Annotated in this window: 22 protein-coding genes and 1 riboswitch; of the genes, 7 read left to right on the top strand and 15 right to left on the bottom strand. The window is 43.6% G+C overall.

Going from position 1 to position 24,070, the window contains the following annotated elements:
• Positions 1 to 99 precede the first annotated feature (99 nt).
• A riboswitch (cyclic di-GMP riboswitch) is annotated at positions 100 to 188 on the top strand.
• 47 nt (positions 189 to 235) lie between these two features.
• Positions 236 to 1,099, top strand: a complete 864-nt coding sequence (locus tag JOD03_RS03995; protein ID WP_204589539.1) for an amidase — start codon at positions 236 to 238, stop codon at positions 1,097 to 1,099.
• Between the two features lie 146 nt (positions 1,100 to 1,245).
• Here JOD03_RS03995 and JOD03_RS03990 read toward each other — a convergent pair whose 3' ends face one another.
• The gene (locus JOD03_RS03990; protein ID WP_204589538.1) at positions 1,246 to 2,727 is read right to left on the bottom strand and encodes a phytoene desaturase family protein; all 1,482 of its coding nucleotides are present in this window, start codon (positions 2,725 to 2,727) and stop codon (positions 1,246 to 1,248) included.
• 136 nt (positions 2,728 to 2,863) lie between these two features.
• On the opposite strand from JOD03_RS03990, the gene pepF reads away from it, so the two are divergent.
• A complete protein-coding gene (pepF, locus tag JOD03_RS03985) occupies positions 2,864 to 4,672 on the top strand; it encodes an oligoendopeptidase F (RefSeq protein ID WP_204589537.1) in 1,809 nt (602 codons plus the stop codon).
• A 75-nt stretch (positions 4,673 to 4,747) separates the two neighbouring features.
• Complete coding sequence (locus JOD03_RS03980) at positions 4,748 to 5,722, top strand: class I SAM-dependent methyltransferase (RefSeq protein ID WP_204589536.1); 975 nt, start codon at positions 4,748 to 4,750, stop codon at positions 5,720 to 5,722.
• A gap of 314 nt (positions 5,723 to 6,036) precedes the next feature.
• On the opposite strand, the gene JOD03_RS03975 is transcribed toward JOD03_RS03980, so the two are convergent.
• Both JOD03_RS03975 and JOD03_RS03970 read right to left on the bottom strand, forming a co-directional pair.
• Positions 6,037 to 6,936, bottom strand: coding sequence for an acetamidase/formamidase family protein (locus JOD03_RS03975; protein ID WP_204589535.1), 900 nt, complete (start codon positions 6,934 to 6,936; stop codon positions 6,037 to 6,039).
• 26 nt (positions 6,937 to 6,962) lie between these two features.
• The gene (locus JOD03_RS03970) at positions 6,963 to 7,520 is read right to left on the bottom strand and encodes a hypothetical protein (RefSeq protein WP_204589534.1); all 558 of its coding nucleotides are present in this window, start codon (positions 7,518 to 7,520) and stop codon (positions 6,963 to 6,965) included.
• Between the two features lie 88 nt (positions 7,521 to 7,608).
• Here JOD03_RS03970 and JOD03_RS03965 point away from each other — a divergent pair, with 88 nt between their 5' ends.
• Genes JOD03_RS03965 through JOD03_RS03955 form a run of 3 tightly spaced genes read left to right on the top strand, consistent with a single transcriptional unit; the run spans position 7,609 to position 10,158 of the window.
• The gene (locus JOD03_RS03965) at positions 7,609 to 8,577 is read left to right on the top strand and encodes an ABC transporter ATP-binding protein (RefSeq protein WP_204589533.1); all 969 of its coding nucleotides are present in this window, start codon (positions 7,609 to 7,611) and stop codon (positions 8,575 to 8,577) included.
• Entirely contained in the window at positions 8,574 to 9,221 is a 648-nt protein-coding gene (locus tag JOD03_RS03960) for an ABC transporter permease (RefSeq protein ID WP_204589532.1), read from the top strand. Before JOD03_RS03965 ends, JOD03_RS03960 begins: the two co-directional genes overlap by 4 nt.
• Before the next feature lie 16 nt (positions 9,222 to 9,237).
• On the top strand, positions 9,238 to 10,158 hold the full coding sequence (locus JOD03_RS03955) for a glycine betaine ABC transporter substrate-binding protein (RefSeq protein ID WP_204589531.1): 921 nt from the start codon (positions 9,238 to 9,240) through the stop codon (positions 10,156 to 10,158).
• Positions 10,159 to 10,445: 287 nt separating this feature from the next.
• Here JOD03_RS03955 and JOD03_RS03950 read toward each other — a convergent pair whose 3' ends face one another.
• The 5 genes from JOD03_RS03950 to JOD03_RS03930 form a co-directional block, all read right to left on the bottom strand.
• Positions 10,446 to 11,693, bottom strand: a complete 1,248-nt coding sequence (locus JOD03_RS03950) for a NupC/NupG family nucleoside CNT transporter (RefSeq protein ID WP_204589581.1) — start codon at positions 11,691 to 11,693, stop codon at positions 10,446 to 10,448.
• Positions 11,694 to 11,873: 180 nt separating this feature from the next.
• Positions 11,874 to 12,884, bottom strand: coding sequence for a FecCD family ABC transporter permease (locus JOD03_RS03945; RefSeq protein ID WP_204589530.1), 1,011 nt, complete (start codon positions 12,882 to 12,884; stop codon positions 11,874 to 11,876).
• Complete coding sequence (locus JOD03_RS03940) at positions 12,881 to 13,891, bottom strand: FecCD family ABC transporter permease (RefSeq protein WP_204589529.1); 1,011 nt, start codon at positions 13,889 to 13,891, stop codon at positions 12,881 to 12,883. Before JOD03_RS03940 ends, JOD03_RS03945 begins: the two co-directional genes overlap by 4 nt.
• Position 13,892: 1 nt before the next feature.
• Positions 13,893 to 14,813, bottom strand: a complete 921-nt coding sequence (locus JOD03_RS03935; RefSeq protein WP_204589528.1) for an iron-hydroxamate ABC transporter substrate-binding protein — start codon at positions 14,811 to 14,813, stop codon at positions 13,893 to 13,895.
• A gap of 1 nt (position 14,814) precedes the next feature.
• Entirely contained in the window at positions 14,815 to 15,609 is a 795-nt protein-coding gene (locus JOD03_RS03930; RefSeq protein WP_204589527.1) for an ATP-binding cassette domain-containing protein, read from the bottom strand.
• 119 nt (positions 15,610 to 15,728) lie between these two features.
• Between JOD03_RS03930 and JOD03_RS03925 the strand changes: the two genes are divergently transcribed.
• Positions 15,729 to 16,769 carry an NAD(P)/FAD-dependent oxidoreductase gene (locus JOD03_RS03925; protein WP_204589526.1) on the top strand — a complete coding sequence of 347 codons (1,041 nt, stop codon included), beginning with the start codon at positions 15,729 to 15,731 and terminating at the stop codon, positions 16,767 to 16,769.
• Between the two features lie 804 nt (positions 16,770 to 17,573).
• Here the strand turns inward: JOD03_RS03925 and JOD03_RS03920 are convergent.
• The 7 genes from JOD03_RS03920 to JOD03_RS03890 form a co-directional block, all read right to left on the bottom strand.
• Positions 17,574 to 18,020: a DUF4385 domain-containing protein gene (locus tag JOD03_RS03920; protein WP_204589525.1), complete on the bottom strand. Its 447-nt coding sequence runs from the start codon at positions 18,018 to 18,020 to the stop codon at positions 17,574 to 17,576.
• Positions 18,021 to 18,220: 200 nt separating this feature from the next.
• Positions 18,221 to 18,400 (bottom strand): hypothetical protein, encoded by a 180-nt coding sequence (locus tag JOD03_RS03915; RefSeq protein ID WP_239584818.1) that lies wholly within the window; start codon positions 18,398 to 18,400, stop codon positions 18,221 to 18,223.
• A 62-nt stretch (positions 18,401 to 18,462) separates the two neighbouring features.
• Positions 18,463 to 19,884 carry an NAD-dependent succinate-semialdehyde dehydrogenase gene (locus JOD03_RS03910; protein WP_204589523.1) on the bottom strand — a complete coding sequence of 474 codons (1,422 nt, stop codon included), beginning with the start codon at positions 19,882 to 19,884 and terminating at the stop codon, positions 18,463 to 18,465.
• Positions 19,885 to 19,899: 15 nt separating this feature from the next.
• Complete coding sequence (locus tag JOD03_RS03905; protein WP_204589522.1) at positions 19,900 to 21,081, bottom strand: iron-containing alcohol dehydrogenase; 1,182 nt, start codon at positions 21,079 to 21,081, stop codon at positions 19,900 to 19,902.
• Between the two features lie 11 nt (positions 21,082 to 21,092).
• The gene (gene ahlS / locus JOD03_RS03900; protein WP_204589521.1) at positions 21,093 to 21,941 is read right to left on the bottom strand and encodes an AhlS family quorum-quenching N-acyl homoserine lactonase; all 849 of its coding nucleotides are present in this window, start codon (positions 21,939 to 21,941) and stop codon (positions 21,093 to 21,095) included.
• 113 nt (positions 21,942 to 22,054) lie between these two features.
• Positions 22,055 to 23,068, bottom strand: a complete 1,014-nt coding sequence (locus JOD03_RS03895; RefSeq protein ID WP_204589520.1) for a LacI family DNA-binding transcriptional regulator — start codon at positions 23,066 to 23,068, stop codon at positions 22,055 to 22,057.
• A gap of 102 nt (positions 23,069 to 23,170) precedes the next feature.
• On the bottom strand, positions 23,171 to 24,064 hold the full coding sequence (locus JOD03_RS03890; RefSeq protein ID WP_239584817.1) for a DMT family transporter: 894 nt from the start codon (positions 24,062 to 24,064) through the stop codon (positions 23,171 to 23,173).
• Between the last annotated feature and the right edge of the window lie 6 nt (positions 24,065 to 24,070).

Raw genomic sequence — 24,070 nt, 5'->3', positions numbered from 1 at the left:
GTCCCTACTGTTCTTTGATTTCAAATTTTTCATACTATAAAAATAAGAAATTCGCACTCTTTCTTTTTTATTTTTTCGATTTATACTGACACTAAAAGTTGTTGTAAACGGCAAACTTGTCCGAAAGGCAAGGACGCAAAGCCATGAGCCTAAGCATACAGTGTATGTAAGGTCGTCAGGTTGCCAACATCCTACTAGGATGCTTGGTCAAACATCATCCTAGGAGGGAATCATCATGAAAAAAATCGTTGTTCTATTCTTTACTCTCTTGCTATTCATCGGAGGTAGTCCTGCAATGGCGCAAACACCAGACCGTGCAACTTGGCTATGGAACCCATGGATGTTCTATGATTCGCCAGAGTCCACATTAGCGTTCTTACAACAAAAGAAAGTTTCAACTGTCTTTGTGCAAATCGATTCAGACATCCCACGCACAAACTATCATGCATTCTTGACAGGTGCTCATAAAGCGAATATCAAAGTGTTTGCTTTAGACGGGGCTCCAAACTGGGGCAACACTACTGGCGCTAAAGCAAAAAACAAATTCAAAAACTGGGTAGCCAATTATCAAACAACTGCTCCAGCTACAGCAAAGTTTGATGGCATCCACGTAGATATCGAGCCTTACGGACTTCCTGAATGGGAAACGAAACGTGCCGCAACTGTTCGAGGCTTTCAAAATGTAATCACAGAGCTTGCTACCTTTTCAAAGACACACAAATTACAGTTTGAAGCAGACATTCCATTCTGGTTTGATGAGATCACTTATAAAAATCCAGCTTACGGAAAAGGGAACTTAGCAGAGTGGACAATCAAAAATACAGATGGTGTTGCCTTAATGTCTTATCGCGATACAGCACAAGCGATTATTGATATTTCTTCAAAAGAGATGGCTTGGGGGAATACGTATGGAAAGAAAGTTCGTGTAGGTGTCGAAACGATGGAGTCTAAGGACTATCCTTTCATTAGTTTTCATGAAGAAGGCGAACAAGCGATGGAACGGGCATTAGTAGATGTCAACACTGCATTTAGGGGTTATTCTTCATTTGCAGGAATTTCTGTGCATCACGTTGGCAGTTGGATGAATATGCGCCCTTAAAAACCGTCAAAATAAAGAGAGTTTGTATAGTGTGCAGGGGAAGCTTTCCGCGGGCGCGGGCTGAGCCTCGGTCTCAGCTTCCGCTTTTTATCCCGCTGGAGTCACCCCTGCACACTCTATCAAGTTAGTCACTTTATCACACCATTTTAAATAAATGGTTTCTTGGCAATAGAACGGGCCGCATGCAATCCACTCGTTGTAACGCCAATTGTACCCCCTCCTGGGAAGATATGATCTCCGCATAAATAGAGCCCAGGCAAACCTGAGCGATGGGACGCTGCACCAAATAACGCATGCCAAGGCGTTTGTGCAAATCCTCCAACGTATCCATTTGTACGTAGTGTATAGTTCTCCCAGCCACGCGGAGCACCATCTTCGATAAAATCAATGGCTAGTTGAAATCCCGGGTAATACTGTTCGACAGCATCTAAAATCCGCTTCTTTATCATTTCTCTATATGCGTCATAAGATTCTTTTGTTTTCCAGTATTCCAAGTTTGTATGGGTAGAGATGGTAACCGTCTGATACCCTTCCGGCGCACGTAATCGGTCTTCTGGTTTTGAAACAGAGACAAAGAAGTGCCACCCTTCGTCCATCTCTCCATTTGGTCCATGTGAGATTTGCTGGAAAGGTGCAAAAGACTTCTCTAGTTTGGAAGAGTCAATCGCAATATAAAGGGAGTATGTACCCCACGTCGACTTTTGAGGCATCAGTTTTATTTTTTTCGGTAGTTGTTCCCATTGATGCGGCTCGAGCAATCCTTCCAAAGAACGTGGATCTCCATTGAATACAACTGCATCCGCTTCGTAGATGGTTCCTCGATGGTCCTCTACTGTCCATCCCGATCCGTCTCGTGTGAGTTTTGTAACAGTACGTGGCTTTTTCACTCGGCCACCATGAGACATAATCACTTCCGCTAGCACTTCCCCAAAGCGATACAGGCCTCCATTCACATAATAGGCGCCTTCATGATAAATATCGAGTGCAATACATGAAAACAGTGCAGAGGCATGCCGAGAAGTCGTCTGCATACTATCGATTAGAATCCCATCTAGTATATGCCGAAACTCCTCAAGGTCGTGTAGCCCGTGCTTTCTTAGGATAGACTCAAGTGGCTGGAGTAAAATAGGTACTAGCTTCAAATGGGTGGGGCGAAGAACTTTTGCTACTGCCGTCACATCTTGAAGTTGGTCAGGTGGCATCACAGGCAGAGGCTTCATCAATGTTCGAATCCGGTTCGCTAAATCGAAAACTTCTTGGTAGAAACCTTCAATTTTCTCCTCATTTCCAGGAAAGGCGCGTTGCATCTCCTTTACATGCTTTTGCCGGTCCTTTGAAAAAGAAATTGTTCGGTGCGGATGATGAAGATCCATAACGTGGTCTAGCTGTTGTGCTTCCACTTCCACGTTCAAATACCGAAAAATCCGTTCGTGAATGCCGCCAGGTTCTAATGCCATACCAAGTGTTGCACCAGCAGCGAATGTATAGGGGTGACGTCTATATTTCCCGGCACACCCAGACAGCTCTGTCATCGCTTCCAAAACAGTGACCTGCGCACCGTCTTTTGCCAGTAATGCACCGGCAGTCAATCCTCCAATCCCTGACCCAACGACTATCACCTTTTTCATAACCCCGCCCCCTTTTAGTTCTACAGTAAAAAAAGTAGAAGAAGAACGCAATTTCCCTGCCTGACACTTTCTATTTTTCTGATTAGTCGGTATACTTGTAATTGATTCGAAAACCGTAATAGTTAGGAGAGAAATTATGAGTTTACCAAACCGTACAGAAGTACCAACACAAGAAACATGGGATTTAACCCACCTGTTTGCATCAGAAACTGACTATGAAGCTGCTATTAAAGAATTAAAAGAAAGTGTCACATCTTTTGAAACAACCTACCATGGCAACATTTCAACTGCTGAGGATGTGCTGAAAGCTGTAGCTGCTTATGAAGCCATCTACAAGCAATTGATTCCAATCGGTACATATGCAAGTTTAGCAATGAGTGTAGACCAAACAAATGAAGAAGCACAGATGCGCGCGAGTAAATTTGGTTCTGTATCTGCACAATTAGGAAGCCAAATGGCATTCTTAGAAAGCGAGCTTTTAGCGCTATCTGAAGACGTATTAACGGAAGCGAAAAATCAATCTGCAGAATACAGCAATTATTTAGAAGAACTCCTTCGTGCAAAGCCGTATCAATTGCATCCAGAAGTAGAGAAGACATTAGCTGCTCTTTCTACAGCATTCGATGCGCCTTATGAGTTGTACAACACAACTAAAATGGTCGACATGAACTTCCCAGATTTTGAAGCAAGCGGTAAAACACATGGCTTGAGCTATGTTGCATTTGAAAATGAGTTAGAAACAGAAAACGATTCAGAGGTTCGTCGTACAGCATTTGCTGCTTTCTCGGAAAAGCTGCGTCAATACCAGCACACGACTGCAAAGACGTATGACATGCACATCCAACGTGAAAAAACGATTGCAGACCTTCGCGGCTATGACAGTGTATTTGATTACTTGCTGTTCAACCAAGAAGTAGATCGCACATTGTACGACCGTCAAATTGATTTGATCATGAATGAATTAGCTCCGCATATGCGCAAGTACGCCAAATTACTTCAGCATGCGCATGGTTTAGATAAAATGACTTTTGCAGACTTGAAAATCTCATTAGATCCTAGCTACGAGCCAGAGGTGACGATTGAAGAATCGCGCAAGTACATGCAAGACGCACTTGGAATTATGGGCGAAGATTATATCGATATGGTCAACCGTTCATTCGATGAGCGCTGGACAGACTTTGCTAACAATAAAGGAAAATCAACTGGCGCATTCTGCTCAAGCCCTTATGGTTTCCACCCATACATCTTGATCTCATGGTCTAGCAAAATGAATGAAGTATTCGTTTTAGCACATGAATTAGGACACGCAGGTCATTTCTACAACGCGCACAAGCATCAGAACGTATTCAACTCACGTCCGTCTCTTTACTTCATCGAAGCTCCATCGACTATGAATGAGATGTTAATGGCGAATCACCTACTGAGCACTTCGAATGACCCGAAATTCAAGCGCTGGGTGATCTCGTCGATTGTAGCGCGCACATACTATCACAATTTTGTCACACATTTATTAGAAGCAGATTACCAGAGAAAGGTTTATGAACTAGTCGATTCAGGGAACAATGTAAATGCAGGCACATTAAATAAACTGAAACGTGAAACACTTGAGCAATTCTGGGGTGATGCTGTCGAAGTGACAGAAGGCGCAGAACTGACTTGGATGCGCCAGCCACACTATTACATGGGACTTTATCCATACACATATAGTGCAGGTCTCACAATCTCGACTCAAGTTTCCAAACGCATCTTAGATGAAGGCCAACCAGCTGTTGAAGAATGGTTGAAAGTTCTTCAAGCGGGCGGTACGAAAAAACCTGCTGAACTTGCGAAAATGGCTGGTGTGGACATCACAACAGAGCAACCTCTTCGCGACACAATAGCGTATATTGGTGAATTGATTGATGAACTTGAAAATCTAACAAATGAGATAGAAGCACAGAGCTAAACTGCTGTCTGCTTCTGTCTTTCTGAAACGACCTAGGCTCTAGGTCGTTTTCTAATAAAGTGAGGAGTGGACGGTATGGTTAGACAATGGAAACGCGTTTGGGAAGCACGTAAATGGATGAAACAAAATGAAGGATTTTTGCCAACTTGGCATGCTTATTTGGGGTACCGTCTAAATTTCTTTGATGAACTCCAGCAGAATGGTGCTGTCGGTGCACAAGTCAAAGACCGTGAACTTCTAGAAAACTGGGTGCAAACGGGCTTGATTCTTGGTCACTTGAAGAAAAAAGGCGACAAGATCTATCCAAGCACGCAAATGAAGAATTATTTCACAAAATCAAGTGATGTAGCAATCGGTGACTTACTCGTTGAAATGATGGAGTTACATATTCCTTCGTTAATGGATTATGCACCTGTGCTAAAAGGAGAGACACCTCGCCGCACGTTTGATGGAGATGAGCACGGCACAGCTGTGGCAACCACATCTTCCTTCATTGAACAAATCAGTTACCGTGCTGTAAAAAAAGTTGTTTCTGAAATTGGTTGCGAAACCATTTTAGATATCGGCTGTGGAAATGCAGGATACATCCGACGTCTCGCAGAAGAATTTCCACATAAAGAGTTTGTAGGCATCGATTTAAATAAAGCAGTTGTAGAAGATGCTAAAAAGAACACACAAAGCCTGACAAACGTACGTATCGAACAGCAAGACCTTCGTGAATGGGACAATGAAGGCAAAACGTTTAGTTGCATCATGATGCACAATCTCCTTCACTATTTCTCTCCAGTAGAGCGTATGGAATTGATGAAAAATATTGAAGGTCTTCTAGACAAAGATGGCGGCATCTCTTTGATTACTCCACTTTATTTATCCGATCATGGCCAGGAGTTTTCGGCAGCGTTTAATAATTTCTTATCCGTCCATAAAAATCTGCATCGTCTGCCAACTGCTGAAGATGTAGAAGTTTTAGCTGCTGCTATTGGTCGCAAAGTCACGAGCTTGAAGCCGATTGTGAAAGAAGGCGGATGGTACTCGATCGTAATCAAATAGTCATAGATGAGGAGAACGTTTTCATCACTTATTATGTTGAGTTCCGTTGCGGGGCTGCTTTCCGAGGGCGCGGCGTGAGCCTAAGGAGAAGCACTTTAATCATTCAAATTCTGCTGGAAATGATTGCGTAAGAACAAACTAAGAAGAATCGCGCAGGGGCCGCTCGAATTGAGCGGCCCCTGTCCTTTTCATTTTTAATTTGGTCTTGAAAGCAATCGTTGGAAGTAGAATTGAATTGTTAAATAGCACTACTAAAAAGCAGCATGCTTCTTCTACTTGAGAGGCATGCTGCTTCTGTTTTTTAGTGACCACACTTATAAAAGTTTTGTCTCAAGTTGATCTAAAATCGATTTTGGGAACACAGCACGGACCGTCATCAACGGATCGACCATTTGGCACACTTCCACATTCCCAACCGCACTCATCAACATCAACGCATCCTCAAATGACAAGTTTGAATACGCAACCAAACGATTCACCAATAAGTCAGTCGCCAGCTTTGCCGCTTCATCCAGTGTCTCAGCTGAAGCGATTTGCGTGAAATAGCGCCCATTTTCTAAAATCGGTTGTTCGATTGTCATGCCTTTTATAACTTCTAACTTTACTGTTACAGATCCAGCGACTTCCACACCCGATACAGAAACTTCACCGTCCCCCATAGCTGCATGCAAATCTCCTAAAGCAAATAAAGCACCCGGTGTATGGACTGGAAAATAGAGTGTTGCTCCCTCAGTGACCATCTTGTTATCCATGTTCCCACCATGTGCTCCAGGTGTCCCACAGTTTACATCTTCCCCTGCTGGTGCGACCCCAATGACACCAATCATTTTTCGCACCGGCAAGCTCAACTGATTGAACAATACACGTCCATACCGCACATGCATCACTTTTACTTTCATTTCTTCCACCTGTTCACCAAGCGCACCTAGACCAGGCCCTACCATCATGACACCCTTCACATCTGTTTCAATGGCCAAGATAGTAACCTTTAAAGCATCTCCAGGCTGAGCACCTTCTACATAAATGGGACCTGTTGCGGGATTGATTTGATTCCAGTCCAGTTCTGCAAGAGGCTGTTTCTCCGATTTGATTTGATCTGTAAAGCAATCAAATGTTTCAATCGTCAAGCTCTCTCCATCTTGTGCCGTATAAATCGGAGTATGATTTTTAGAAAACGAATAAATGTTCCCTTCCGTCTTTGCAATCACTTTCATGAATCGAATCGCCTCCAAGTTGTCTTTTATAACTCATCATACGTGAGCGGAATATCTTGGCTACGAATGAGAGAATTTAGTTTCCCTTGTGCTTGCGTCACAAAACGCGTTTCATTGACCTCTGTTGATGCTCCATCGTTGAAGCGGAATGTGTACCAAGATGGATCTTCTGATTCGGGCGGACGAACATGGTAGATGACTTCTTCAACATCCTGCCACCCATATACTTGAAGCTCTTGTTGGAAAGGGGCCCGGTACACAATTTCTTCCTCTGTGACTTGAAAATACCCTAATGCAGCTCCATAAAAACAATAAAGTGATGCGCTGAGTAGTAGAATTGACGTCAGCACCGTCCACTTCTTCACATCTAAAATCCACAAGAGTAGTGGCGCGGCTACTAGTAATCCAACGGCAACTCCATATAGTAGATAACTTGATGGATACACATAGGTAAACAATCCATTACGCACATAATAAGCAGTTTCTGTAACGACCACTGGCGCAATCAACCAAATAATAGGAGAAAAAAGTAGCATACTAATGGCAATCGCCATAAAGACATGTCGAGCACTATAATTTTTCATAAAATCCTCCTGTTTTCCCGTTTAGAATAAAAGTTAGTAGGGTATAAAAGTACTATTTCCTGTTCAAAAAATGAAAGGAGACAACACTATGATTGAATTAAAAGATGTCACAAAAACGTTCCCGGATGGGACAAAGGCATTAGACACGATTACTGTGACAATCCCCGAAGGTAGCTTAACTGTCATTATCGGGCCAAGTGGATGCGGGAAAACTACGCTGATGAAATGCATTAATCAATTGGAAAAACCCTCATCAGGAACCATATCTATACATAATAAACCTATCTCTAGTATACCTGAGGTTGAACTTAGACGCGATATCGGATATGTCATTCAGCGGATTGGCCTCTTCCCCCACATGACGATTGAGAAAAATGCGAGTTTAGTCCCTCAACTAAAAAAATGGCCAAAAGAGAAAGCACAGGAACGTGTTCGAGAGCTAATGAATCTTGTTGGCTTGAACCCAGATACATATTTAAAACGCTATCCGCTTGAGCTTTCAGGTGGACAACAACAACGAATTGGTTTTGTACGCGCATTGGCGGCTGACCCTTCTATTCTTTTAATGGATGAACCTTTTAGTGCACTTGACCCGATCAGTCGCGAACAGCTGCAAGATGAGTTGATTTCTCTTCAGAAGAAAATCCAAAAAACCATCGTGTTTGTGACCCATGATATGGATGAAGCGTTGAAAGTGGCCGACCATATCATCTTGATGCGAAATGGGAAAATCGAGCAAATGGGATCACCGGATGAAATTATTCAAGCCCCTGCGAATGAATTCGTAACGCAGTTCATTGGTCTAGAACGTTTGCAAAAAAATCGTTCTTGGTTGGACGTACCACTCCATGCTTTAGAGTTAACTTATCAGAAAGAACTTGATCCATCGATTCGTTCTTTCCGTATTAGCAATAAGGCGACAGTTCGAGAAGCTATTTCTCAATTTGAAAAACATCAGGTGAGTCATCTTATGGTAGCCAACGGAAATGAACTTGTTGGATTTATCGACCACTTTGCACTTCTACAGTCTGCTACAAATCAGGAGGTGGGCGCATGAATACACTCACAGAGTTTTGGCAGACCATCGATTCGCGAAGTGATTTAATATGGGATTCATTTGTACAACACATGTATTTATCATTTGTTGCTTTGTTTATAGGATTACTGATTGCTTTACCGCTCGGGATTTTAGTTGCCCGCTATCAACGTTTGGCTGAACCTATCATTGGCGTAACGGCAGTTTTCCAGACGATTCCGAGTCTAGCGCTTTTCGGATTTTTAGTACCTCTAATCGGCATTGGTTCCAACACGGCTTTAATCGCTTTAACGATTTACGCCCTCTTACCAATCGTTCGGAACACTTACACTGGTATTACCGGCATTGATTCTTCAATCATTGAAGCCGGAACCGGGATGGGAATGACAAAAGGAGACATCCTTTGGCGGATTCAATTACCACTTGCCCTTCCTTTCATTATGGCGGGAATTCGGACAGCCACAGTGTTAACGGTCGGGATTGCGACACTAGGTACGTTTGTTGGAGCCGGTGGACTTGGAGATGTAATCTACCGAGGACTTCAATCGTATAACAATTCATTGGTACTTGCAGGAGCTCTTCCTGTTGCATTTATAGCATTATTTTTTGACTTCACATTGAAGTGGGTAGAAAAACGCAGTACACCAAAAGGGATGAAACGATAACGAGGAGGAAATAAAAATGAAGACATGGAAAAAAGGAATGGTTGCAGTAACCAGCACGGCTGCACTAGTATTAGCGGGATGTGGTGGCGATTCATCAGGTGGAGACGGCGATAATGAAATCGTTGTCGGAGGCAAACCTTGGACAGAGCAGTTCATCTTACCTCAAATTATTGGTCAATACTTAGAAGCCAATTCTGATTATGATATTAAATATCAAGAAGGACTTGGGGAAGTATCGATCCTAACACCAGCAATTGATAATGGAGATATCGATATTTATGTCGAGTATACAGGAACAGGTTTAAAGGATGTATTAGGACTTGATTCTGAGGTTGGAGAAAGCGCAGAAGATGTTTTCAATCGTGTAAAAGAAGGCTATGAAGAAGAGTTCAATGTAACATGGTTAGAACCACTCGGCTTCGAAAACACATATACACTGGCTTACACAGAGGACAGCGGCATTTCGGCGATGACGTATAGCGATTTAGCTGAATTGTCCAAATCACAAGATTTAGTATTTGGAGCACCGCACTCGTTCTATGAGCGTCAAGGTGACGGCTATGATGATTTAACGTCGACATATGGTTTTGAATTCTCAGGCACTGAAAGTTTAGATGCCAACATTATGTATGAAGCATTGCGTAATGGCGACGTGGATGTCATTCCTGCCTTCACAACAGATGGCCGTATCGAGCGTTTTAACCTTCAAATGACGGAAGATGATATGGGCTTCTTCCCGAAATACGATGCAGCTCCACTTGTTCGTATGGAAACACTTGAACAATTCCCTGATCTTGAAGAGTTGATGAATGCGTTAGCAGGTAGCATTTCTGAAGAGGAAATGATTGCTATGAATGCTCGCGTAGATATTGATGGCGATCGCGCAGAAGATGTAGCACGTGACTTCTTGATTGAAAAAGGTTTAATAGAAGAATAAGTTTGATAAAGAAAAGGCAGTAGGGATATGCGTCCCTACTGCCTTTTTCTATTGTATGAAGTTTCGACTTCGAATGGAATCGAGTTGCCGCTTCAGATTTAAAATTAGTTTCCATAACATGACTGAGGGCACAGAAATGAGTTTCGATGGCACAGAAATGCTCGCTCGGGGAACAAACCTACTCCCGCAGGGTACAAAAATAGCCGCTCAGGGCACAAACCCCAAGCGGCGTTCTTATTTTGTTTCGACTTCGAATAGAACCGAGTTGCGTTCTCCACATCTAAACGTTAGAAGAACATTCCTGCCACAGAAGCGCTTAGTAGTGAAGCAAGCGTACCTGCTGCTACTGCGCGAATTCCTAGACGAGCAATATCCGGACGACGGTTTGGTGCAAGTTCTCCAAGACCACCGAGTAAGATTGCCATCGAGCTCAAGTTTGCAAATCCACAAAGTGCAAAGCTGACTACAAGAACTGTCTTAGGAGACAAGTTTGGAATTTCTGGTGCGAATGCAGAATAGGCTACGAATTCATTTAGAACTAGCTTTTGCCCAATGAATGAACCCGCTTGTACAGCCTCAGCCCACGGAACACCGATAACAAACGCAAGTGGAGCAAAAATCCAACCTAAGATTTTTTCAAGTGTAAGAACTGGAAGTTGGAAATCCAAATTCACAAAGTTTAATAGCCAGTTCATACCGCCTGTTGCGCCACCTAACAAACCATTGATCAATGCAATCAATGCGATGAACGCAATCAACATTGCCCCAACATTAAGAGCTAAACGAAGTCCATCACTTGCTCCGTTTGCCGCAGCGTCAATGACGTTAACTGAATTTGTGTCTTTTTCCATTTCAAAGTTTGTATCGTCAACTTCTTCTGTTTCAGGAATCATCATTTTGGCCATGATCAGACCTGCTGGTGCAGCCATGAAACTCGCTGCTAGAAGGTATTCTAAAGGAACACCAAGTAATGCATACCCGACAAGTACAGAACCTGCAACGGATGCAAGTCCTCCAGTCATTACCGCAAACAACTCAGATTTCGTCATTTTCGATAAGAATGGTCGAACGACAAGCGGTGCTTCTGTCTGCCCAACGAAAATGTTCGCTGCTGCAGAAACCGATTCCGCTTTACTAGTACCTAATAGTTTAGATAATGCGCCACCAATAAATTTAATGATGATTTGCATGACGCCAAGGTAGTAAAGAACAGAGATTAAAGAAGAGAAGAAAATAATGATCACAAGAACTTGGAAAGCAAAGACGAAACCTACGCCGTCTACTGGATCTCCAAGAGGACCAAATACAAAGGCAATCCCTTCATTTGCGTAGCTAATCATATTTTGAACAGCATTCGTTAAACCTAATAACGCTTTACGACCAAATTCCCATTCTAATACGATGAATGCAAAGAGAATTTGAATCGCTAAACCACCTAAAATTGTACGTGGTTTAATGGATTTCTTTGCTGAAGACAGTAAAAATGCAATTCCAAGGACGACAACAATACCTGCAAGACCCCAGAGAATATTCAACATGTGCACCTTCTTTTCGTTTAGTGTGTAAGAAAGGAAAACGCTTTCTTACATGAGTCACCCCTTGAAGATGTCTGACGACAGACAACTATCGGCATCTTATCAAACTTTTCACGAAAAGTAAATGAAAAGCTCTCTCACTCGCCGAATTCTATCTATTGTCTTATTTTCACATGTTCCCTATCTTTTTGCCATTAATAAGTACACAAAGTACGGTGCACCAATGAGTGCAACGATTACACCTGCTGGAATATTCCCGCTATCGAGTACTGTGCGTCCAATAGTATCAGCGACTAATAAAAATAGACCTCCGATTAATAGACTAATCGGCAAAAATAATTGATGCCGTGGACCTACAAGTTGACGAGCAATATGAGGAGCCATCAGTCCTACGAATGAGATTCCACCAGTCACCGAGACCGCTGACGCAGCAAGAGCAACGGCAATGACACTCAAGGTCATACGTTCACGTTCAATTGGCAGTCCAAGCCCTATCGCCACTTGTTCACCTAAACCTAAAATATTTAACCTGTAGGCTTTTATAAGAGCAATCGGTATGAGCACAATCATCCATGGAAGAAGCGATACAACGAATGGCCAATCTGTTCCCCATATATCTCCTGCCAACCAGCGGGCAATAAAATCAACTTTTTCCCGGTCTGCTGAAGATATCAATAACACCATTAAACCCGACAGCGCCATCGAGAATCCAACACCTACTAACACGAGACGCACGGGTTGAACGCCGAGTATACGGTCGTATGAAAAGAAGTAAATCGCAGCAGCTGTTAAAAAGGCTCCTAAAAATGCGATGACGGGCAATGCGTAAACAAATACGCCCACTTCAAGCGGGAAAAATAAGAAGTATATAGCTACGGCAACCCCAGCTCCAGAGTTGATCCCGATAATTCCTGGGTCCGCCAAGTCATTTCGCGTGATTCCCTGCAATAATGCACCTGATAATGCCAATGCCATTCCCGCAAGGAGTGTGACTAAAATACGTGGCAAGCGAATATCAAAGAACACAAACTCTTCTTTAAAGGAACCATTCCCTGACAAGATGGCACCGATTCGGTCATACGATACTGCCGCATCCCCAAGACCTAAACTTACAAAGATTGTCGTGAGAATAGCTAAGGCAAATCCACCAAGGTAATACTTTTGTCGTTTTCTAGCCTTTGCATCAATCATCGGAAAGCACCTCCTCCTTTACGAACTAAGAACAGGAAGAAAGGCAAGCCTAAAATAGCTACGACCGATGCAACAGGTGTTTCATAGGGTGCATTGATGGTTCGGGCAACCGTGTCTGCAAAAAGCATGAAGAGAGCTCCGACGACCAATGACATCGGCAACACAAACCGATAATCTGTACCTACAATTGGGCGTACTAAGTGTGGCACCATCAAACCAAAGAACGCTAAATTCCCCACAAGCGCTACAGCTGAACCTGTTAACATCACAACAAGTAAAAACATGATGATTTTCACACGCAGCGTCTTTTGCCCAAGACCTACTGCCACTTCCTCACTTAGACTTAGAATTGTCAAATGACGTGAGTACAGGATAGCCACAAGCCCTCCTACTACGACGAACGGCACCATGATGCCTACTTGTGTCCATGTTGTACCAATCATGCCTCCTGCTGTCCACATCGAAACCTGTTGTGAAAGTTTGAAATAGATTCCGACCCCTTCAGCAATCGCATAAAGGAAAGCGGAAATCGCAGCACCTGCAAGTACAATGCGAATTGTCGAAAATCCTTCTGGGTGAAACGAACTCAATCCAAAGACGAGAGCAGCTCCAACAGCGGCTCCTATGAAACAAGCAATCATTACTCCGATATAAGGCAATGATGGAAACAGCGCTAGTCCTACAGCAAGTGCCGCATTAGCTCCCGCTGTGAGACCTAATAGGCCTGGATCAGCGAGCGGATTACGTGTCATCCCTTGAATAATTGCCCCGGAAACGCCAAGAGCCGCGCCAACGAGGGCAGCGGCTACTTCACGTGGAATACGAATTTCTTGAAGGATCACAGCAGCACTGGTCAATTCACCGATACCAAAAGCCGCTAAGACGTCTTTGAATGAAGTGTTCGCTGCACCTACCACGATGGCGAGTACAAATGCAGCAATCAGAACGACAATACTGATTGACAGTTTATAACGAAACGGGTAGTTTTGTAGCTTCCACTTCCACATATTATTCTCCTAAAAATCCGTCTTCAAATGTATCCAATTGGAAATCTAATGTAATCGGGTCATTGAAGTAGAATGCTTTTGAGTCTACTTCGATTACACGTCCCTCTTTCACAGCTGGAATGTTTTTAAATGTTTCTGTTTCTGCAAACGAGTTGTCCGCTTCTGCACTGCGACTCCAAACAATGTAGTCTGCTGCGTATTCTGGGAGTACTTCTGTTGATAACGCATAGTAGCCATCGCTAAGGGCCATTTCTTGCACTTTTTCTGTCATACCAAGCCCCATTGCTTGATATAAGATTTCTGTTCCACGGCCCCAGTTATCGCCGAATACGTACAACTGTTTATCAAAGCTTTCGATAACTGAAACGGTTGTATCTTCTCCGATTTCAGTTTTGATCTGTTCTCCAATTTCTTTTGCGCGTGCATTGAAGTCATCTACCCATGCTTGTGCTTCTTCTTCTTTGTTTAACAATTTACCAATTTCAACGTGTTGTGTTAAGTAGTCCACCTGGCCGTATGTATACGTGACGACTGGTGCAATTTCACTCAACTTATCTACATTTTTCATATCCGATAGACCAATGATTAAATCTGGGTCAAGCTCAATAATTTTTTCTAAGTCCTCATCTGTTACAACTTCCACATCTGCAAGCTCTTCTTGGAAGTTCGGGTTGTCTTTCGCCCATGAGTCAACACCAACAAGTGGGACATCCAGTGCCATCACGTTCCCTGCAAAGGATGCTAGAGAGATAACGCGTTGTGGATTTGCTGGTACTTCAACTGGTCCGTTTTCAGATTCATATGTGATGGTGCCCGATTCTTCTGTTTCTTCTCCTGCCCCTGATTCAGTAGTGGGATCGCCACATGCAGCAAGAACGAGAACAGATGCTAGTATAAGTAAAAATGCATAGATTTTTTTCATATTAATTTTCTCCTCTGATTAAGTTGTAGGTGATACAAATGGGTTTTTGTGTGCGTGGATCTGTACCGATTTCCGCATCGATATTGAATAACTCCCGTAACACGTCTTTGCGAATGACCTCTTCAGAAGTTCCAGCCGTCTTGATCTGGCCAAATTTCATTCCGATGATGTAGTCTGCAAAACGAGCTGCGTGATTGAGGTCATGGAGAACCATAACAATTGTGCGCTTTTCTTCTTGATTTAGCTTTTGCAGCAGTTCAAGAATTTCTAATTGGTGAGCCATGTCGAGATAGGTCGTCGGCTCATCAAGAAAAATCATGTCCGTCTCTTGTGCGAGCGCCATCGCAATCCATACACGCTGTCGCTGTCCACCTGACAAAGAATCGACGGGATGCGTTTCAAAGAATTTGGTCCCTGTCACTTCAAGTGCCCAATCAATAATTTCAAAATCTCGTTTCGTCAGTTTCCCAAAGCGTGATTGGTGTGGGAAACGGCCATAGGAGACGAGTTCTTTGACGGTTAATGCCCCCGCACTGTCCGGCGTTTGAGGAAGCACCGCAATCTTTCTAGCAAGAGACTTTGTGTCTTCTTTTGCAATCAGCTCGCCATCAAGAACGACTGCTCCTTGCTGATGCGGAATGATACGAGTCATCGCTTTCAGTACTGTAGACTTCCCGCAGCCATTTGAGCCAATGATAACGGTAACTTTCTCATCTGGAATCTCTACAGAGAGTTTTTCGACAATGGTTCGGTCCCCATATTTAATTTGTAAGTCTTGTGCATGCAATCGCACCACTGGCCACACTCCCGCTGATAAAGATTCTCAATTTCATTTACAAACCTACTTTAATACGCTACAATCGAGATGTCAACTAATAAATGATAACTTTTCTCAATAAGAATGGGGCGGATGACATGAGAGAGCTATTTGATATAACGATTATTGGAGCAGGTCCAGCCGGCTTGTATTCTACTTTTTATAGTGGTTTGCGCGGTATGAAAACAAAACTGATAGATGCACAGGACGTTCTTGGCGGAAAGTTGAACGTATATATGGAGAAGATGGTGTGGGATGTTGGGGGTCAGCCTCCACTCCCTGCTGCGAAATTAATTGAGCAGTTAGTGACGCAAGCAAAAACCTTCGATCCGACAATTTCCTTGGGTACCAAAGTAACGCACTTGGAGCGCTTAGAGGATGAGAGCTTTGTTGTACATACTGCTACTGGAGAGAAACATTACTCGAAAACCGTTGTACTCGCTCTTGGAAGTGGTATTTTAAAGCCTCAAAAGTTAGCAATCGAAGGCGCAGACCGGTTCGAAGTGGCGAACCTCCATTACGTCGTGAAGTCTCTTGGTCAATTCAAAGACCGGCATGTCGTCATTTCGGGGGGCGGGAATGCAGCCATCGATTGGGCAAACGAACTGGCTCCTCTTGCTGCTTCTGTGACCGTTGTCTACCGGAAAGAAGCATTCACAGGTGCACATGAAGCACAGATTGATCAATTGATGAGAAGCGGTGCGAACTGTTTGTTTAATACAACGATTTGTAAGCTAGTAGCGGATCAGGAAGGTCATGCTATTGAGTGCGTGGAAGTGAAAGATGAAGTGACCGGCGAAATCTCTACGCTTCCGGTCGATGAAGTGATTATCAATCACGGCTATGAGATTGATGCAGAACTTTTGAAGAACAGCACATTTGATTTCGAACTAGACGAGTATTCACGGGTCATTGGTTCTGATTCAAGCGAAACATCGGTTCCGGGAATTTTTGCAGCCGGTGATATCTTGATCCATAGCAGTAAAGTGAATTTAATTGCAGGGTGCTTCCACGATGCGGCAAATGCAGTAAATCGCGCGAAGCTCTACATTGAACCCACTGCGGAGAAAGTTGCGATGGTTTCTTCACACAATGATGTGTTCAAGGAGCGAAATAAGGAGCTTCAGTATTCTAGTTGATTGGTGCCTGTCACTATTTGGAAACCACTTCCATTTGGTGCCTGTCACCCTTAAAAAGCTGTCGGCTTCAACCTGAACGAACATTCATCGGATGAATACGTAATTTATTCTGCACTAATCAGGATTTCTTCTACTGAAACTGATTTTTCTTCTACACTAAACGTGATTTCTTCTACCGAAGTCATATTGTGGAAACTAATACAAAACTCAGACCTGATTTCCTAAGGACCTTACTAGTAAGATCTTATGACTCTTACAATCGACAAGAGGAGGTAGTAAGTTCCTGACCATGTGCAATTTTTGTGATTTGCTGCTGGCATTTGTTTTTTATGAGCAACTTTCTACTTTTTGTGTGCAACTTTTAGATAGTGCTGATGTACTTTTGTAATTTGCTGCTGGCATTTGTTTTTTATGAGCAACTTTCTATTTTTTGTGTGCAACTTTTAGATATTGCTGATGCACTTTTGTGATTTGCTGCTGGACATCTAGATTTTGAAGACGCATCATCGCACTTATCGAAACTAAAGTTTAGTGTAGTGGAGGGGCTGACTCCAGTGGGATTCCAGTCTGCCGTGAGATCCCGCAGGAGCATGCGACGAGGAAGCTCACGCAGCGCCCTCGGAAAGCAGCCCAGGAGCGGAACTCAACTTTTCTAGAGCAGCGTTCTCCACATCTACATGGAATCGAGTTGCGCCTCCTAGAAATCCCGCAAAATGCCATCGCGGTCTATGAAGCAAAGAGCGCTTCACAGTCCACGCTGGCATTTCGCACAATTTCTGACCAGTCGGCTCCACATCTAAAAAATCATCCAAACTCTTTTTGATGCTTCTTCTTCCGCTTCAAATAATCCTCATCTTCCCGCAATTTGTCCCAATACTCTTTAAAAATTGCAGCAGATTCTGCTTTTTCATCGTTGATTTGACGCTCTTTGATAGACCCGTCTTCATTGTATTTCCTTCCACCTTTATAGTTCGCATAGCGCCTCGCTCGTGTGTAGCCCATCTGGATAAACTTGCGCGCCATGTCCATTCCAACAAAGTCATCTTTTTTTCTATAGTCTTCAAATAGCTCCATAATTTCTTCAGCAGACTTTCTGGCGATATCTGGTGTTTTAAAGCGCCAGTGTGGCAGTATCTCGGATTTGTATGGCTCCACTAGTAAGACGCCTTGTTCACCTCTTCCAACCCGGTAGAGTTCCGGCTGTTTGCGAAAATCAATTACTTCAAAATCTAAGTCATAATCAAAGGGCATCGCATTTCGCTCCTTTTCTCTTTTCTTTAGTAGTCACTACCCTAAAAAAAGATGCATGAAAACAAAAACGAACGTTAGAGTGGTTAAGCCCTTACTAGCAAGACCTTAAGTATCAAAAAGCACTTTCTAGTAAAACCATTACACTCATTTCTCACAAAACAAAAAACCACAACCTGCACACAGGTTGTGGTTCCAGACAATTAGCTACCCATTTTGCGACGCGTCGTACTCACTTTTTTACCCGCTTGTTGCGATTGCATTTTCTTACCGCCAGCATCTCCAGCGTGGTTTGCTTGGCCTTGTTGTTGCTTATTCTTCTTCGCTTCAAGTTGTGCTGCGACAGCTTCTTTCAAAGACATTTTTTTCGGTTGCTCTGACATCCTGTCATCCCCTTCCATTCATGTAGTCTGAACGTATCACGGGAGCCAGTGTGCTGTCAAAGTTATTCGGCAAGATCAAGAGAAATATATTTGATTTCCAAGAACTCATCCATTCCATAATGACCACCTTCACGGCCAATTCCACTTTGCTTGAATCCGCCAAATGGAGCTTGTGGAGAAGATGGAATGCCATCATTTAAGCCAACGATGCCATATTCCAAGTTTTCAGCGATATAGATGCCTGTGTTGATTGATGATGTATAGACATAGGCAGCTAAACCGAAATCCGTATCGTTCGCACGCTCAATTGCTTCGTCCACATCTTTAAATGTAGTAATCGGAAGGAGAGGTCCAAATGTCTCTTCGTTCATACATAGCATATCGTCTGTTGCATTCATAAGTACTGTAGGTTCAAAGAACAAACCTTCTTTAATTTCTCCACCCGTTAATACTTTTGCACCTTTGTCTTTCGCATCTTGAACATGCTTCTCCACTTTTTCAATAGCGTCTTCATTGATGAGTGGACCCACTTTGACGCCTTCTTCTAAACCATTTCCGACTTTCAATTGCTTGGACTTTTCTGCTAAAGCTTGTGCAAATTTATCGGCGATTTTCTCATGCACATATACACGGTTGATACAGACACATGTTTGCCCCGCATTGCGATACTTTGCTGCCATAACATGTTCAACGGCTTTATCAAAGTTTGCATCATCCATGACGATTGACGGTGCATGGCCACCTAGTTCAAGTGATATTTTTTTGACCGTCTCTGCAGCACCTTTCATGAGCTCTTTCCCCACTTCAGTAGAACCCGTGAACGTCAATTTACGCACGCGCATATCTTGCATCCACTCTTCTCCGATGGCTTTCGAGTCTCCAGTCACTACGTTAACGACGCCATCTGGAATCCCCGCTTCTTTTGCCAGTTGTACCATGCGGATTGCAGTGAGCGGTGTTAAGTTGGCTGGTTTGATAACGACTGTACAACCACTTGCAATGGCTGGACCTACTTTACGTGTGATCATGGCTGCAGGGAAGTTCCAAGGTGTGATCACCGCTACGACACCTACTGGTTGTTTGTGTACAAAGATACGTTTGTTCGCAGTTGTGGCAGGGATGGTTTCACCGTAAATACGCTTTCCTTCCTCTGCATACCATTTAAAGAATCCATTAGCGTATTTCACTTCACCTTTTGCTTCTTCTAAAGGCTTCCCTTGCTCACGTGTCATCAGTTCGCCAAGTTCGTCTGTATGTTCATCCATCAGACGTGCCCATTCTGCTAACTTTTCAGTACGTTCGTAGGCGGATAGCTTCGACCACGTTTTAAACGCTTCAAAAGCCGCGTCTGTTGCTTGACGTGCTTCCGTCTTTCCACCTTTAGGGACTGTTCCGACGACCTCACCTGTTGCTGGGTTGGTAACCTCTTGTTGTTCTAAGTCTTGGCCTGTCTCTTTTCCATCTATAATTAGTGAGTAGTTCATCGTTCCACTCCTTTTTTATGTTGGTTCTGTAAGTTTACCACTGTAAGCAGCTCGGTAAACGTTACGGATATCCTCTTCAAGAAGTGGAAGTGGACTTCTCGCGAGAATCCGTTTTTGTTTGACCCCATCTTTCGTCAAAGACTCAATGGCGGATTCTGGAATATCAAACTCTTGTAATGTATGCGGAATACCAACGTCTTTTACGAGTCGTACGAGTTCGTCCACACAAGCATACGAGGCTTCTTCATCACTCATTAGCGCGGCATTGCCGCCTAACGCTTCGAAAATATCACGCATCCGCTTCTCTGACGACTTCCGGATATAGTTCATAACGTATGGAAGCAAGACCGCATTCGATTCTCCGTGTGGAATGTGGAATTGACCACCAAGTGGATACGCAAGTGCGTGGACACCCGCGACCCCTGCATTGAAGAATGCAAGCCCTGCAATGTAACTGCCATGACTCATTGCGGTGCGCGCCTCTTTGTTTTCTCCATCATGCACCGCTTTACGAATTGAGCGGCTCATCAACCGGATCGCGTGTAGAGCTAGTGCATCGGACGTAGGAGAAGCGTTGACAGATACATAGGCTTCAATAGCGTGCGTTAAAGCATCGACACCTGTAGCCGCAGTGACGCGAGGCGGTACCGTGACAGTTAGTGCTGGATCGACTATGGCGACGTCGGCAATCAACGCTTCATGTGCAATTACGTCTTTTGAAGAATCAAGAGACAATACTGAAATATTAGTGACCTCTGAACCTGTGCCAGCCGTTGTTGGAATTAAAATTTTCGGTAGTCCTTTTTCGGTGATGGAACGAGTCGCTGTCAGATTTAAGTAATCTGCAACGTCACCTTCATTCTTCGCAAGGACTGCAGCGAGCTTCGCTAAGTCCAGTGCACTGCCTCCACCAAAACCTACGACTAGGTCGAAGTTTCCTTCTCGAGTGAACTTCACGAGTCGTTCTCCAAGAGCAAGAGGTGGTTCAGGTTCAACATCAGTAGAAACTTCGACTTCCCACCCTTTTTCACGAAGTGGTTCTGTTGCACGTGCTGTCAATCCGAGTTTTTCGAGCATAGGGTCTGTGATGACCAAAATTCGTTTTGGATTGAATTTCTCGACCTGTGGAACAAGTTCTTCAAGTGATCCCCAACCTGTGAAACTAAGTGGTGCAAATACCAACTGCGAATAACTCATCCAATCTCTCCTTACTCGTAGTAACCTTCTGTGGATTTTCTAAAATTAGCAAATTGATTGGCATCATGGCCGAACCACACTTGTGAATTGGTTTCTTTTGCTAACTTGCGAATCCGTTCAACAGTCGCATTGTAGCCAACCGAATCATAGAGTATACCCGGTGGTTTGACAGGTGGGCCAAAGCTCTCTGCGGTGTAAATGGCATCTGACGCCAAAATGATGCCCCCTGTCTCAGGCATATCAATGCGGAGACCTAACATGCCCCAAGCATGGCCGCTTCCGAAGTTTAGGACCTCTACTCCCGGAAGTAGTTGTAAACGGTCTTCGGAGCGTTTAATTGTGTTCCATTGAAGATTGTTTTTAATCCACGCATCAATATCCCCCCACACATAAGCACCTTCTTTTTGATTGCGCGCGTATGTTTGAAGTGTGCCGTTGAACTCATCTTCATGGACGATAATCTGTGCGTTTGTGAACAATTCTAAGCATCCTGCATGATCCAGGTGCAAATGTGATGCGACTACGTATTTGATATCTTTTGGGTGCACACCAAGTTCTCCTAAGCGGTTGTGTAAGTAACAGGCTTCCGGCATATCAATCGGAAACATTTGTTGCGTCGCTTGACCCCAGCGTCCTTCAGGTCCCATCGAGTTTGGGTTACAAGCGGTATCAAATAGTATTTTTCCTTCGGGGTGATCAATCAGTACGGTGTAGACAGGGAATTCAACAAACTCAGTGGGTGCAGTAGGATTCGTAATCGTTGCCGGGTTGTGCATCGCAATCATCCAGTTCTTGTCCATGCGCATCCGGCCATTGTCCATTACATATAACTTTTTTTGCGGTTGAATAATATGTGCCACTCTGATTTCCTCCTTTTTATCCCGTGAAAGAAGCAACAAACGGTTCTAATTGATAGTGCTCGATAGCCCCACCCCCTTAAAATGGTTACGTATTCATTTTACTGAAAGCGATTTCATTTTATGTTATCGCTTTTTGTGAAAGTTGTTGTCGTCCCACGCTCAATCAATTGAACGGGCAATGTTTTTTGAATCCACCTTGTTTGTGTTTTTTCCATTAATTGAAACAACGCTTCAATGCCAAGCTCTCCTAGATTGCTGGTGGACTGCGCAGAGACTGTCGTTAAATTGAAAGATGCATGTCGGCTCCATGTCACATTGTCGATACCCATCACGCTAATATCTTCTGGAATTCGGTAGCCAAGCTCTTGCAACACATCCAACGCATAAATCGCAATGGAATCTGTCGCAGCAAATAGTGCACTCGGTCTCTCCGATTGCTCAAGCAGTTGCAAAACCCGTTCACGAATTGCTTCCGCGCTCGTATCCGTCTCCACTATCCATTTTTCGTTGGGGACGTATCCATTCTCTATCATCATTTGTTGGAACCCTTTAAATCGGCCGGCAAACGTGCTCATTGTGAGCGGTCCCCCTATCCAGGCAATGTTTGTATGTCCGAGTGCTAGCAAATGTTCGGCGCCAAGCCTACCCGCCTGTTCATTGTCAATTTCAATATAATGACTCTCTTCATGCGGTTTCCGATTAAAATAGACAAATGGTACATTGAATCGAGATAATCTCGAATGTATCGGATCATCCAAATAAATAGACGATAAGATCATGCCATCCACTTTGGATTGGGCGAGACTCTCAAATACTCTTTCATTGCTTCCAAAGTCTTCAAATTGAACAGCTACTTGATACCCACGCTGTCTCGCAAATCGGATAATGGCTGTGACAGAATCCGCGAAAAATGGATTATGTAGAGGGCCAGATACAAGAGCAATAGATTTTGTAGAATTGCTGACAAGGGATCGTGCGATTGAATTCGGATGATAATTCAGTGCTTCAATTGCCTCAATTACTTTTTTACGAGTCTTTTCTTTCACTGATTCCGGTGTATTTAAAACACGTGAAACGGTCGTTTGAGAAACACCAGCAAACTTCGCCACATCTTTTGAAGAAACCATGTTTTTCTCCCCCATCAAATTACCGCCATCATAATCTATTCACGCTTTCATTGTCAAGAATTTTCAGATAATAAAAAGAGCATACATAAGTATGCCTGAAACTCATTGCTTTATAACTTTCGGTTTTCGCCGCATCTGCTGCAATAAGAACAAAAATACTCCAGCGAGAACAAGGACCCCACCAACCAGTTGCCAACCTGTTAAACGTTCTCCTAGAAGCCAAACAGCAAGTAATGTAGCCCCAACCGGTTCTCCGAGGATACTCATCGAAATCGTTGTAGCGTTGACATAGTTCAATAACCAGTTGTTGATCATATGCGAAATTGTCGGTACAACCGCCAGCAGAACAAAAATTCCCCACTCTTGACCAGAATATCCCGTAAACTGTACACCGGCAATCAAGTTATACAAAACCAGTGCAATCCCTGCAAACCCAAAAACGGAAAAACTATAAATCCAGTGTGAGACTTTTTTTACTGCACTCTGCCCAATCAGCAAATATCCAACGACTGCGATGACACTTAAGAAGGAAAGAATATCTCCTAAAATCGCAGCAGAACTGAGTCCGAAATCTCCCCATCCAATCATTACGGCTCCCACGACTGCAACTCCCATCGTGACCAAGGCTGCTCGCGTCGTCCGTTCACGGAACACAATAAATCCACCAATCAATGACACAATCGGTTGTAGAGCAAGAATGATAGTCGAACTTGCCACGGTAGTCAGTTTCAACGAACCGAACCATAACGCAAAATGAAGGGCGAGAAACACGCCAGAAAACGCGAGAAGTCGCCATTCTCTAGCTGTTACGTGTTTGAATTCAGCACGTCGCACCCAAACAACCGGAAGCAAAAACAAAGTCGCAAGCAACATTCGGTACATACTCAAAATCGTTGCAGGTGCATCCGACCATTTTACGAAAATGGCAGCGAATGAAATCGCCACGATTGAAATAAACAGAGGAAAAATAATCTTAGGTGAAGATTCTTGTGCCAACTCGTA

The organism is Chryseomicrobium aureum, assembly GCF_016909155.1.
Lineage (GTDB): Bacteria > Bacillota > Bacilli > Bacillales_A > Planococcaceae > Chryseomicrobium > Chryseomicrobium aureum.
The sequence above is the reverse complement of the archived record's forward strand: the minus strand, read 5'-3'. Positions and strand labels throughout refer to the sequence as shown.